This window comes from Pseudomonas sp. GW821-FHT09C09 (assembly GCF_059418105.1).
Genome location: NZ_JBWKPF010000004.1, coordinates 611,207 through 625,305, shown reverse-complemented (window position 1 = coordinate 625,305; position 14,099 = coordinate 611,207). Strand labels below are relative to the sequence as shown.

Here is a 14,099-nt window from a genome sequence, read left to right as displayed (position 1 = left end):
CCTCCTTATTCCGTGCAACTTGGATAAATAGTGCAGACGCGGCCATCAGGCATTTTGAATGTGCTGAAGTCGGTGTAATTGCCGCGGCAGTAGGCATCTTGATCTTCGAGGCTTTCGCCCATGCAGCGCTTCCAACCATTCGGCACCTTCACCCATGTATCCCCCCATCCAGGCTTTTCCTTTTCTGCTAGCCCGACTTTTAGCCGCAAGGTTTTGCCTGGTAGTTGTTCAAGAGTGAAGGCAGAAAATGTTTTGCCCTGCTCTCGGGTTCCTTGGGCATTGGATGAGGAGCAATCAAGAATCTTGACGATACGGCGGTTGGTCCCCACTGTGCGGAACCACCATTCGCACTGGCTGTAAATGAAGCTTTCCCCAGCATCGTTGAAGGTGTTTTTGTACTGTTCTTCCAGCACATCACGAATGATCACCATGCCTTGATCACCGCTGATGTCTCCCCAGTCCTTGCCATACGCAGAGTTGATTTCCAGGGAGATTTTTCTGATAACCAACGGACACCCCTTAACCGTCTTGCGAATCGTGATTTCGGCATCCGGCTTGTAGTCCGTGCGCCACTTGCTGTTGAACACCGGCGCAAGGTTGTCCCGTCTGTCGACGGTGCAGGTCTGGCCTTTTTCGGGGACGTAGTAAACCGCTGCGACGTAGGCAAACCCCGGCGGCAAATCGGCTGTGAATTTGAAGGTGTTGGGCGGTTCGGTCCTGCAGCCTCCCAGTGCCGCGAAACAGCCGATCAGACCGAGGCTTTTGAGCGGAATTTTCATGAGGGCGCCTCCCCGTTCCAGTGCTTCGATAGCTGGTAAACCCGATCAAAGTGTTCATCCGGCGTTTCGTCGGGTCGGGCTTGCCAATGGGGCGCGGGATTCGGAGTTTGCAGGCTCTGGACCAGCAGAAACTCCAGCCGCTCCGGCGCCAGCCAGTCCCAGGTTTCGGCCAGTTCCAGTCGTTCACGCAGCCAGATGTGCGGATCCTGAGCGCACGCCAGCGCGGAATAAGCCTTTACATGTTCGGCCAGCAAAAAGCGGTGGGCATTGGCCAGGCGAATCTCCATGGCTTGTTCGTCAGGCATCGGCAGTTGCAGCCACGGCGGCGTGTCCGGCACGGGGTAGCTGCCCGGCGCGGGGTTGTCGGTCATCTGCCAGTGCGAGCCCTGCCAATGGCAAACGCTGATCGCTGGTCCGAGATACGCCGGCAAAGCCTCGACCGGCAGATGCTCCAGCGCCCGGGTCAGCACCCGGTTATCGTGAAAGCGGTACAGCGCCTGATGCGGACGGACGCCGACGATCAGCCGCTCCTGCCAGTGCCGGACCCAGCTCTTCAGCTCGCCTTTGCCCAGGCTGGCCAACCATCCCCAATGGCTATCCGGTCTGTCGAGCAGGGCATCGAGACGGCGGTCGTCGGGCTGGTCGAAGGTGAAGAGGAACGGGCCGGTGTCGGCCAGTTCGGCGACTGCGGTTTCGCTGTAGAGGCTGGCGTATTGCTCGTAACGGCTGCTCTTCAGCCAGCGCTGGCGCATGTCGCGTTCGTTCTGCGAGTCGAGGACCAGGCACAGGAGGCAACCGGCGCGGTGTTGTTCGATCAGCCAGCGTCGTACAAGGGCGTCGGTCATGCGGCAGCCTCCGGGATCGGGCACGCACCTGTGCGGCAGGCTTCGCAGATCGGGCAGAAATCCGCGCCCAGGGTTTTGCTGGCGGCCATCAATGCCTGTTGTGAGGGCGCCACCAATGGCGGCAAAGGCGCGGGCGCCGACAGGTCTTCAATACCGTCGGGCTGCAACAGCGGGGCGCGCAGGAAGGTCGCGGGCACGCCGCCGATCAGCAAGTCGCTGCTGCCGAAAAGGCCGCTGTGATCGAGGACAAAATGCTCGCCACCGACTTTCAGACTGATGCTTTTTCCCGCCTCCAGCACCAGATGTTCGCCCGCGCTGAGGCACAGCTGTCCGGCGGCTTCGGTCGTCAGTGATTGACCGACCCGGGTGTGGCTGCTTTCGCCGACGTGCAGGTAGTCGCTGGCCTTGAGATGGGTCTTGCGATGACCGGTGACGAGGCGGTGTTCTTCCGCGTGCAGCGCGCTGAAACTGTTGCCCCTGATGGATTCCCGGCGTTGGTTGCCGATGTCCAGATGACTGTCGTGCTCGACCTTCTGTAGCAGGTCGCGCTGGGCGCGCAGGTAAATCTGCTCCTGGCCTGCGCGGTCTTCGATCATCAGCTCGTTGAAGCCCGTGCTGCCCGGCGAACTGCGGGAGCGAAACACACTGCGGGTCTTGTGCGCCGGCAACTCGTAGGGCACCGGGTTGGCGCTGTTGTTCAGGCAACCGCTGATTACCGGACGGTCGGGGTCGCCGTGGAGAAAGGTCACCAGTACTTCCATGCCCACGCGCGGGATGATCACGCTGCCATGGGCATTGCCGGCCCAGCCCGAGGCCACCCGCAGCCAGCAACTGCTCTTGTCGATGTGGCGGCCTTCGCGATCCCAGAAGAACTGCACCTTGACCCGGCCGTACGGGTCGCAATGGATGTCTTCGCCTTCCGGGCCGGTGACCACGGCGGTCTGGGTCGAGCCGATGCGGGGTTTGCGGTAGCGCAACGGCGGTCGATGGATCGCCTCCCAGGGCGTTGCCTTGAAGTGGTTGCGGTAGCCCTGGATGAAGTCCTTTTCGGGATCGGCTGACGCATGGTCAGCGGTTTCCTCCAGCACTTGCGGTTGTTTGCCTTCATGGCGGATTTCGGTCAGCAGCCACAGGTCGTTGAATGCCGGATCGGGATGTTCGGTCAGTGACAGAAAATGCCCCGACACCAGCGCCGGTTCATTGCTGTCGCCTTCGCCCAGGCAGTCATCGGCACGGTGACGTTCCAGCGCTCGCCGGGCCAGTTGCTTGCCGTGCTCGCGATCGAGGTAGCGTCCCGGATATTCGTAAACCCCGGGATCGGGCTGGAGGTGCCGATCGGGATTGCGGGCATCCGCTTCCAGCAACATTCGCGCCTTTTTGAAGTCGTAGGCGCGGCTGGAGGCGTGGTTGGGCCGGGTTTCGAGCCGATAGTCGAATCGCTGAATCACCGGCCTGTCGGCGACCATGGCGTTGTGCGGTTTAAAGCGTGTTGGCCGAGCGAGGCGGGGGAACACGGTCTGGTCGTCGCCAAAGACCAGCAGGTGTCGGTCGCGGCTGTGCCGGAAGTGGTAATGCAAGCCGTCTTCCTGGCACAGGCGCTGGATGAAGTGCAGGTCGGACTCGTTGTACTGCACGCAATATTCGCGATCCGGCAACGGGTGGCCGAGCTGGAACCGGTAGCGATCGGCGTGGATGCCATGCTCTTCGAGAATCTGCGCGATGATTCGCGCAACGCTCAGGTTCTGGAAAATCCGCTGATTGACGCGATGGCGAAGATTGGCCAGGCAAGGGGCGAGGGTCAGGCTGTATCGCGTCAACCGTTCGCCGATATTGCCGCGGCCGATGTGCTGGATCTGTCCGTGTATGCCGTGGCCGTGGTCATCGAAGGCAAGAAAGGCCTGTTGATGCATCAGGCCTGGAAGATCGGCATCCGGTCTGGTGCCGACCAGCTCGACCTTGAAGGCAAACGGCTCGCTGATGGCTTCGCTGCCGCTGAAGGACAGCACTTGAAAATCGTGTTTAAAGTCGTCGGTCGTAAGGCGAAAGCGTGCGTTGGCATTGAACATCCGTTGTTCCTCGTCCTGTGACGGATTCGGAACAACGCTAACAAGGTGAGCCGGGAAATGATGTCGGACGTTTCCCAATAAAATCGGTTGAAGAGTCCGGCCTACAAGGCCTTGGCTTTAGTCCTACATCTTTTGCCTACAAGGTTTCGCGAAGATTCCGCAGTGGGTATCAGTTGAAGGAAATACAGAAGTAGCCCAACTGCGGATCCCGCCCCATCGCCGGCACTCGTGACACGAAAATGTCCTCCACCCGGCCGAACTCCGGCAACTCCAGTGCGCACAGGCCGTCGACAAACTCGGTCGGCTCCAGGCTGTTGAATTCGAGGCAGAAGGGCATGCGTTCGCTGTAGCGCATTTTCGCCGACGGGACTTCTTCAAGGTGAGCGAGTTGAATCGGCAGCGCCGTGCCATCCGGCAGGTGCAGCGTGCGTTGTTGCCCCAGCAATGGCTGGAGGTGTTCGATCTGAACCGATTGCAGCATGGTCTGACTCCAGAGAAAAAACCAAACGTCCGGGGGCTCGGGGCCCCCGGACGATTGCTCAGTTGCGCGACGGAAAGAGACCGTTCAGGGCAACGCTGAAGTTGAGGACCAGGAAGGGGTTCATGATGCCCAGCGGCTGGCTGCCGCCGGTGGAGGAAATGTCGCCGGTGACGGTGGTGGTTACACCTTTGAGTGGCACCGGCGTGGCGCCCTGGGCGTCGGAGTAGATGTTCGCCGAGCCGGGGCCGCCGCCGGACGCACCGATGTAGGAATTGGTGGCAGTCGGTACGGTCGCCGGATTGCTGGCAGGTACCGCCAGCGACAAGGCCGTGTTGGCGGTGAGACCGGTCATCGCGTGGGTGTGGTTGGGCATGTTGGCAATGGTGGCGGTGACGCTTTCCGTACCGGCCACCTGACCGATGACGCGCGGCGTCAGACCCAGACCGTTGCCCTGGGCCATTGGCACGCGGCCCTGCAGGTTGGGCAACTGAAAGTTGGTCGTGCCGTTGCCGCCGTAGTAAGTGCCCAGCAACGCGAACAACGCGTTGTATTGCGCAATGGAAAGGATCTGTCCATTACACAGGGCCCAGCCACTGGGAGCGAAGTTGAAGGCGAACGGTTGAATCGTACCCATAAAGACTTCCATGGTTCCTCATCCTTCTGTTATGTGGTTGGCGCGCCGCGCGTTAGCCTGTGTTGCCGGGCAGGTCGAAACGTTTTACTGACGCCTTCCATTTGCGCGGGCAGGTCACGCCAAGCCGTAGCGTAGACCCGGATCGGCGGACTTGCCGGACGTCGTCGCGGCCGCGCGTCGGCTTCGGCTCTGGCCTACAGTGTGCGCAATGAATGGCGCTGTTTTTTACTCGGAATACCGTAAGGGAAGGTTGATGGAAGCGCGTCGAGAGACTCCGCTGGGGGATACCCAGGACCCGTTTGCCGCACCGAATGCCGGTGTCCGGCGTCTGCTGCGCTGGGTTCGCCAGCAGTGGCTGATACCGATTTTGCTGTTGGCGACAGCCGTGCGGTTTTATGACCTGACCGCCGCCGCGATCTGGGGTGACGAAGGCTCCAGCCTGCTGCTGGCGCGCTATACGCTGGGCGGTATCTGGGAGCACGCCGCGTTCGATGTGCATCCGCCGTTGTACTTCATGCTGCTGCACGGCTGGATCGGACTGTTTGGCGAAGGGATCCTGTCGATCCGCAGCCTCAGTGCCCTGGCCGGCATCGCTACGGTCGGGCTGGGCATGTGTCTGGTCGATCGTCTGGCGACCCGCCGCGCCGCGATCATCGCCGGGGTGCTGCTGGCGCTGTTGCCGACGGCGGTGCGCTACAGCCAGGAAGTGCGCATGTACTCGCTGCTCGGACTGTTGCTGGTCGGCACCACCCTGGCGTTGATCTGCTGGGTCAGACGCCCGCAGCGCCGACGGTATCTGGTGATTTATGCGCTGCTGATGAGCGCCGCGTTGTACACCCACTACTTCGCGGTGCTGGCGGCGCTGAGCCATTGGCTGTATCTGGGGCTGATCCGCCTGTTGCCGGGTTATCGCCTGCGGCATATCCAGCGCAAGGACTGGTGGCTGGCCAACCTGGCGATCGTCGCGCTTTACCTGCCGTGGCTGCCGAACCTGCTCGATCTGACGCAGCACATGGAAGAACTCAAGGTCGGTGGCGATGTGGGCTGGGAAGACCCGGTGACCCTGTCCTCGCTGCCGTCGATGATCTGGCTGTGGCTGATCCAGAACGAGGGCGATCACCTTCCGCTGCTGCTGTTCTGCGGCATGCCCCTGGCCATGCTGGCGCTGGCGGGCGTGGCCGTCGCCCGTGACCGCAGCGTGAACCATGGCAGCGTGTTGCTGGCGCTCTATACCGGTGTGCCGTTGTTTCTGGTGTTCGCGGTGTCGTTCATCAGCCCGGTGTTCATCGAACGCTATCTGACGGCTTATGCATTGGGCCTGCCGATGCTGGCGGCGCTGGCCATCGACCGCCTGTACAGCCGCGTTCGCGTATTGGCGATGGCGGTGCTGGTGGCGTTTGTCGGAATCGAAATGGTCGGGGTGAACACCAACGCCACGGTCGATCCCAATGACCAGTTCAACGTGATGGTCGATCACATCAACCACCACTTCGTCAGTGGCGACCGGATCGTCACCAGCGACATGCTCTGGTACCTGAGCTACGTCTACTACAACCGCACGGATGCGCAAATCCGCTTGTATACGCCGCCTGCCGCCGACGGGCGCTCGACGCGTCCGAACCATTACGGTTTCGGCACACTGGTGTCCGATGAGGTTTATCTGGATCGTCTCGCGGATCTGCCGAAGGACAGTTCCCGGGTCTGGCTGATCGGTGACCTGGACCCGGAAGTTGCGGACCCGTTCCTGCCTCTGCCCAAGACCTGGCAGCTGCGTGATCAGTCCAATGCTGGCGGGGCAAAAGCGCGACTTTTCGTTCTGGAAAAGGACGATCGTACCAACAGGGAATGACTTAAACGCTTCACCTTACTGTTCGCGATAAGAAATGGTCTAACAAGTCCGTTTTGCTCTATGTTGATGTCAAAACACTACTAGTCGAAAGGGTATTGTTGGACTACGCTCGTCGGACAAAAGGACTTACAAAGTAAGGTGAAGGGATTGCAGCAGTTCCACTTTATCTCCGGCTTGCCGCGCTCGGGCTCGACCCTCCTTTCTGCGATCCTTTTGCAGAATCCGCGCTTCCATGCGGGCATGACCAGCCCGGTCGGCGCACTGTTTTCCGGTGTCCTTGAACAATGCAGCGCCGGCAGCGAATTCGGCGCGGTGATCGACACCGACATGCGCCGTCGCCTGTTGCGCGGCCTGTTCGATTCCTACTACGCCGACAAGGCCGACAAACCGGTGGTGTTCGACACCAACCGGCAGTGGAGCTCGCGCCTGCCGGCCATCAGCGATCTGTTCCCCAAAGCCAAGGTCATCGCCTGCGTGCGCAACGTTGCCTGGGTGATGGACAGCCTGGAGCGGCTCTACCGCGCCAACCCTTACGAAAACACCAAGCTGTTCGGCGATGCCGTCGAGCGCAACACCGTCTACAGCCGCTGCGAAACCCTGGCCCAGCGCAACCGCCTGGTGGGTTTTGCCTGGGCGGCACTCAAGGAAGCCTATTACGGCGAGCACGCCGATTCGCTGCTGATCGTCGATTACGACTTGCTGACCCAGGCCCCGGAGCGCGTGCTGCGGCTGGTCTACGACTTCATCGGCGAGCCGTGGTTCGAGCACGATTTCGAGCACCTGGCCTATGACGCGCCGGAGTTCGACCAGGCCCTGGGTGTGGCCGGCCTGCACAAGGTCAAACCCAAGGTCGCCCTGCAGTCCCGGCGCACGATTCTGCCGCCGGACCTGTTCAAGCAATACGCCGATCTGTCCTTCTGGCTCGATGGCTCAGCCAGCGCTGCCAATGTGATTCGTATGAAGTCCGACGCCGCGATCAGTTGATCGCGGCGTTTTTCATTGATGCGTTTACAACTGTTCGAGTCCGGGTGAGCAACATGTGGTGGAGCAAGCAAAAGTCGCGGGTAACCGAGGGCCAACGGACGCCGGCTGCGCCGCTGATCATGTCGCTGGAGCCGCGCATGCTGTTCGACGGCGCTGTCGCGGCCACCGTGGCCGATACCGCTGCGGCCCAGCCCGACAGTCACCCCACTGCCGATGCGGCCAAGGCGCCGACCGCCGATCATCCGGTGGCGAGCAAGGACACCCACGGTCAGGCTGATGCCACGCCGGCTGCCAGCCCTGTCTCCGTGCCGGGCCAGACGGTGGTGTTCGTCGATGCCCGGGTCAAGGATGCCGACAGCCTGCTCAAAGGCGTCGCCCCCGGCACGCAAGTGGTCAAGCTCGACGCGAGCAAGGACGGCTTGCAGCAGATCGCCGAATACCTCGACCAGCACTCGGGTGTCAGCTCGGTACAGATCATCGCCCACGGCAACGCCGGCGACCTGTGGCTCGGCAACAGCTATTTGTCGGCTGACAACGTCGCGCAGCGCAGCGCGGTGCTGGCGGAAATCGGCAAGGACATGAACGTCGGTGGCGACATCCTCATTTACGGCTGCTACACCGCCGAGGGTGACCGTGGCCTGAGCTTCGTCGACTCGCTGGCGCAACTGACCGGCCGCGACGTGGCGGCGTCGAACAACCGTACCGGCGTGGGCGGCGACTGGGATCTGGAGATCGCCACCGGCAAGATCGAGAGCGCCAACGTGCTGTCGGCCCTGTCGATGAGCGAGTACCAGTGGGGCCTGGCCACTTGGACCGCCACCAACAACGCGAACACCGGGGTCGGCTCGCTGCGCGCGGCGCTGGCGTCGGCGCAGAACGGCGACATCGTGACCTTCAGCACCGGCATGACGGTGCAGCTCACCTCGGAATTGCTGATCAACAAGAACATCACCGTCGATGGCGACCTGAACAACGACGGCGTCGCCGACGTCACCCTCGACGGCCAGTACAAGACCCGGGTGGTGGAAATCACCTCCGGCAGCACCGTGACCCTCGACGGTCTGGTGATTACCCGGGGCCTGGTTTCGGGCAACGGCGGCAATGGCGGCTACGGCGCGACCGGGGCCATGGGCGGCGGGATTTTCAACGCCGGCATCCTCACGCTGAACAACGTCTCGGTCACCGGCAACGCGGCAGCGGGCGGTGGCGGCGGCGGTGGTGTCACGGGCGCCAACTACGGCGGCGGTGGTGGCGGTGGCGGTGGTCTCGGCGGTCAGGGTGGTGGTCATGGCGGTACCGCCGGGCCGGGCACTGGTACGCTGGGCGGCCAGGCCGGCAGCGGCGGTGTCGGCGGCTACGGCGGTGGCTACGACGCGACGCACATGGGCGGCCGTGGCGGTTCCACCATCGGCGGCGCCGGTGGTGTCGGCGTGTCCTATTACAGTAACGGCGGCAATGGCGGCACGGCCAACAACGGCACCATTGCCATTGGCGGCGGCGGTGGCGGCTCCGGCTGGGACAAGGTCGGCGGCGTCGGCGGCAACGCGGCGGGCGGCATTTACAACGCCTCAACCGGCACCCTGAAAATCGTCGGCACCTCGGTCATCAGCAACAACATCGGCGCGGGCGGCGGCGGTGGTGGCGGCAGTGGCCAGGGCAGCAACAACCTGAACGGCGGCGACGGCGGACGAGGTGTCGGCGCAATCTGGAACCAGGGCGGCACGGTACTGATCACGGCCTCCAACTTCAGCGCCATCAGCGGTAACGCGGCGGGCAGCGGCTCCGGCGGCTCGGAGCTGGGCGGCGGCGTGACGGGCTCTGTACCCTTGGCTTTCGCGGCGATCTACAACAACGGCGGCACCCTCAACACCGCTTATGTTGAACCACCGACCGCCACCATCGTCATGTCCGACACCGCGCTGAAAATCGGCGAAACCTCGCTGGTGACCATCACCTTCAGCCGCGCAGTCACCGGTTTCACCAATGCCGACCTGACCATCGCCAACGGCACGCTGACATCGGTGAGCAGCAGCGACGGCGGCCTGACTTGGACCGCGACCTTCACTCCGACCAACAACATCACTGACGCCACCAACCTGATCACCCTCGACAACACCGGGGTGACCGCGATCAGCGACGGCGTGGCGGGCGTCGGCACGACCAGCTCCGTCAACTACGCGATCGATACTGCACGGCCGACCGTGACCATCGTGATGTCCGACACGGCGTTGAAGATCGGCGATACCTCGCTGGTGACCTTCACGTTCAGCGAAGCGGTGACCGGTTTCACCAACGCCGACCTGACCATCGCCAACGGCACGCTGAGCGCAGTCAGCAGCAGCGATGGCGGCATCACCTGGACCGGGACCTTCACCCCGACCGCGAGCATCACCGACACCACCAACCTGATCTCCCTGGACAACACCGGTATCGCCGACCTGGCCGGCAACGCCGGCAGCGGCACCACGGATTCGGCCAACTACGTGATCGATACCGTGCGGCCGACCGCGACCATTGTCGTGGCCGACAGCAATCTGGCGGCGGGCGAAACCTCGCTGGTGACCATTACCTTCAGCGAAGCGGTCAGCGGCTTCACCACCGCCGACCTGACGGTGGCCAACGGCACCCTGACCGGCCTGAGCAGCAGCGACGGCGGCATCACCTGGACCGCCACGCTCACGCCGACCAACAACATTACCGACACCACCAACCTGGTCACCCTGGACAACACCGGGGTCGTCGATCTGGCCGGCAACGCCGGCAGCGGCACCACCAACTCCAACAACTACGCCATTGATACCGCGCGTCCCACCGCGACCATCGTGGTGGCCGATAACAATCTGAAGATCGGCGAAACTTCGCTGGTGACCATCACCTTCAGCGAAGCAGTGACCGGTTTCACCAACGCCGACCTGACCATCGCCAATGGCACGCTGACAGCGGTCAGCAGCAGCGACGGCGGCATTACCTGGACGGCCACATTCACGCCGACCGCGAGCATTACCGACGCGACCAACCTGATCACCCTGAACAATACCGGCATCGCTGACCTGAACGGCAACGCCGGTGTCGGTACCACCGATTCGAACAATTACGCCATCGACACCCAGCGCCCGACCGCGACCATTGTCTTGTCCGATAACGCGCTGAAAATCGGCGAAACCTCGGTTGTGACCATCACCTTTAGCGAAGCGGTGACCGGTTTCACCAACGCCGACCTGACGATTGCCAACGGCACGCTGAGCGCGGTGAGCAGCAGCGACGGCGGTATCACCTGGACGGCGACGTTCACACCGACCAGCAACATCACCGATGCCACCAACGTCATCACCCTGGACCAGACCGGCGTCTCGGATCTGTCCGGCAACGCCGGCAGCGGCACCGTCGATTCCGGCAACTACGCCATCGATACCCAGCGTCCGACCGCCACCATCGTGGTTGCCGACAGCACTCTCACGGCCGGCGAAACGACACTGGTGACCTTCACCTTCAGTGAAGCGGTGACCGGTTTCAGCAACGCCGACATCGTGGTCGCCAACGGCACCCTGACGGCGGTCAGCAGCAGCGACGGTGGCATCACCTGGACCGCGACTTTCACGCCGAACGTGGGCGTAAACGACGCGACCAACGTGATCGGGCTGGCCAACACCGGCATCACTGACCTGGCCGGCAACGCCGGCAGCGGCACCACCAACTCCAACAACTACACCATCGACACCGTGGTGCCGACCGCGACCATCATCGTGTCCGACCCCAGTCTGAAAATCGGCGAATCCTCATTGGTGACCATCACCTTCAGCGAGGCAGTCACCGGTTTCACCAACGCCGACCTGACCATCGCCAACGGCACGTTGAGCGCGGTGAGCAGCAGCGACGGCGGTATCACCTGGACGGCAACGTTCACGCCGACCACCAACATTACCGACGCGACCAACCTGATTACCTTGGACAACAGCGGCGTTCAGAACCTGTCGGGCAATGCCGGCATCGGCACCACCGATTCGAACAATTACTCGATCGACACTCAGCGTCCGACCGCCACCATCGTGGTCGCCGACACGGCTCTGGGCGTCGGCCAGACCTCACTGGTGACCATCACCTTCAGCGAAGCGGTGACCGGTTTCACCAACGCCGACCTGATCATCGCCAACGGTACGCTGAGTGCAGTGAGCAGCAGCGATGGTGGCATCACCTGGACCGCCACGTTTACTCCGGCGGCAGGAATCACCGACACCACCAACGTGATTACCCTGGACAACACAGGCATCTCCGATCTGGCGGGCAACGTCGGCAGCGGCACCACCGACTCCAACAACTACGCCGTCGACAGTCAGCGGCCGACGGCGACCATTGTCATGACCGACAGTGACCTGCGCCCCGGGGAAACCTCGCTGGTGACCATCACCTTCAGCGAAGCCGTGACCGGATTCGACAATTCCGACCTGAGCGTCGCCAACGGTACCCTGAGCAATGTCTCGTCGAGCGACGGCGGCATCACCTGGACGGCCACATTCACGCCGAACATCGGCGTCACCGACCTCACCAACCTGATTGTCCTGAACAACACCGGCATCACCGACCTGGCCGGCAACACCGGCACCGGCACCACCAGTTCGGCCAACTATCAGATCCAGACCCAGGTGCCGACCGCCACCATTGTGGTTGCCGATACTTCGCTCAAGGCCGGGGAAACCTCGCTGGTGACCATCACCTTCAGCGAAGCGGTGAGCGGCTTCGACAACAGTGACCTGACCATCGCCAACGGTACGCTGAGCAACGTCAGCAGCAGCGACGGCGGCATTACCTGGACCGCGACATTCACGCCGACGGCCAATATCACTGACGCCACCAACCTGGTCACCCTGAACAACGCCGGGGTGACCAACCTGTCGGGCAACAGCGGCGTGGGTACGACCGACTCCAACAACTTCGCCATCGACACCGCGCTGCCGACCGCCACCATCGTGGTCGCCGATAATCGCCTGGGCATCGGTGAAACCACCACGGTGACCATCACCTTCAGCGAGGCGGTGAGCGGGTTCGATCTGTCGGACATCAGCGTCGCCAACGGTGCGCTGTCGAACCTGACCAGCAGCGATGGCGGCGTGACCTGGACCGCGACCCTGACACCGACTGCCGGCATCAACGACGCGACCAACCTGATCGTCCTCGACACAGCCGGCGTTCAGGATCTGGCCGGCAACGCCGGGGCGAGCATTGCCATCTCCAACAACTACATCCTCGATGCGACCCGGCCGACGGTGAACATCGTGGTCGCCAACCCGCACCTGGGCATCGGCCAGACCACCACGGTGACTTTCACCTTCAGCGAGGCGGTGAGCAATTTCGATCTGTCCGACCTGAGCGTGACCAACGGTGATCTGAGCAACCTGAGCAGCAGCGATGGCGGCAAGACCTGGACCGCAACCTTCACGCCGACCGCGAATGTCACCGACCCGAGCAACTTCATTGCCCTGGACACCAGCAACGTAACCGACCTGGCGGGCAACGCCGGCAGCACGGTGGCGGTGTCGAACAACTACGCCCTCGACAGTGAGCGGCCGACCGCCACGGTGGTGGTCGCCAATCCGAACCTGGGCGTCGGCCAGACCTCGCAGGTGATCATCACCTTCAATGAAGCGGTGACCGGTTTCGACCTGTCGGACCTCAGCGTGGCCAACGGTACCCTGTCCAACCTGAGCAGCAGCGACGGCGGCAAGACCTGGACCGCGACCCTGACGCCGAACGCCAACGTCAACAGCGCCAATAACGCGATCAGCGTCAACAGTGCCGGGGTCAGCGATCTGTCGGGCAACAGTGGCAGCGGGATCAGCCAGTCCGGCAACTATGTGATCAACACGGTGCCGGCCGTGCCTCCGACCTCACCGCTGGTGGTGGTATCGCCGGATCCGGAGTTCCGCATCGAAGTTCCGGTCGTTTTGCCGTCGCGGGTCGACGTGCCGCTGCAACCGACCATCTTTGCGCCACCCACCGGTGGCCTCGGTTCACCGCTGACCTTCCCGCCGCTGTTCGAGCAGCGGGTGATCGGCAATGGCATCCGCCCGCTGGGCGACATTTTCATCAACCACGGTGCGTTGAGCCCAAGCTTCATTGCCCAGGTGTTCACCAGCAGCGACAGCGGCGGTGACGGTTCCGGCCATGGCTTCCTCGGTTTCGGTGGGGGTGATGGCGGGGTGTTCGGCATCAGCACGCTGTCGAGCCTGTTCAACCAGGACAGCGCCGCCGAGCGGGACTCACTGAACGCTTTCGACAGCCACTCGATCCGGGGCGGTGACGTTTCCCAAGGCCTGCGCGGTGTGTTCGGCGCGCCGACCCTGGGCCAGCAACTGCAAGAGATCAAGGACAGTGAGCAGCACCGGGTGGACAACCTGGCGGCGGCTCTGCAACAGGTCGGCATCAGCGAAATGCCGGCCTGACAACACACAACAACTCAATATGTG

At 62.7% G+C, this 14,099-nt stretch carries 8 protein-coding genes; 3 read left to right on the top strand and 5 right to left on the bottom strand.

The window, feature by feature from the left end:
* Window positions 1-5: 5 nt before the first annotated feature.
* The 5 genes from AC07NR_RS16365 to AC07NR_RS16345 all read right to left on the bottom strand — a co-directional run bounded on the left by AC07NR_RS16365 (window position 6) and on the right by AC07NR_RS16345 (window position 4,817).
* Entirely contained in the window at window positions 6-779 is a 774-nt protein-coding gene (locus tag AC07NR_RS16365) for a hypothetical protein (RefSeq protein WP_495078954.1), read from the bottom strand.
* The gene (locus AC07NR_RS16360) at window positions 776-1,624 is read right to left on the bottom strand and encodes a DUF4123 domain-containing protein (RefSeq protein WP_495078953.1); all 849 of its coding nucleotides are present in this window, start codon (window positions 1,622-1,624) and stop codon (window positions 776-778) included. The genes AC07NR_RS16365 and AC07NR_RS16360 overlap by 4 nt, the downstream gene beginning before the upstream one ends.
* Window positions 1,621-3,690, bottom strand: coding sequence for a type VI secretion system Vgr family protein (locus AC07NR_RS16355; protein ID WP_495078952.1), 2,070 nt, complete (start codon window positions 3,688-3,690; stop codon window positions 1,621-1,623). Before AC07NR_RS16355 ends, AC07NR_RS16360 begins: the two co-directional genes overlap by 4 nt.
* Window positions 3,691-3,859: 169 nt before the next feature.
* Complete coding sequence (locus AC07NR_RS16350) at window positions 3,860-4,171, bottom strand: DUF6916 family protein (RefSeq protein ID WP_248738721.1); 312 nt, start codon at window positions 4,169-4,171, stop codon at window positions 3,860-3,862.
* Between the two features lie 58 nt (window positions 4,172-4,229).
* Complete coding sequence (locus AC07NR_RS16345; RefSeq protein ID WP_085733413.1) at window positions 4,230-4,817, bottom strand: phage tail protein; 588 nt, start codon at window positions 4,815-4,817, stop codon at window positions 4,230-4,232.
* Between the two features lie 241 nt (window positions 4,818-5,058).
* Here AC07NR_RS16345 and AC07NR_RS16340 point away from each other — a divergent pair, with 241 nt between their 5' ends.
* From AC07NR_RS16340 to AC07NR_RS16330, 3 genes are all read left to right on the top strand, one after another.
* Window positions 5,059-6,654, top strand: a complete 1,596-nt coding sequence (locus AC07NR_RS16340) for a glycosyltransferase family 39 protein (RefSeq protein ID WP_495078951.1) — start codon at window positions 5,059-5,061, stop codon at window positions 6,652-6,654.
* 138 nt (window positions 6,655-6,792) lie between these two features.
* Window positions 6,793-7,638 carry a sulfotransferase family protein gene (locus AC07NR_RS16335; RefSeq protein ID WP_085712623.1) on the top strand — a complete coding sequence of 282 codons (846 nt, stop codon included), beginning with the start codon at window positions 6,793-6,795 and terminating at the stop codon, window positions 7,636-7,638.
* Window positions 7,639-7,691: 53 nt separating this feature from the next.
* Complete coding sequence (locus tag AC07NR_RS16330) at window positions 7,692-14,075, top strand: Ig-like domain-containing protein (RefSeq protein WP_495078950.1); 6,384 nt, start codon at window positions 7,692-7,694, stop codon at window positions 14,073-14,075.
* Window positions 14,076-14,099: the final 24 nt, after the last annotated feature.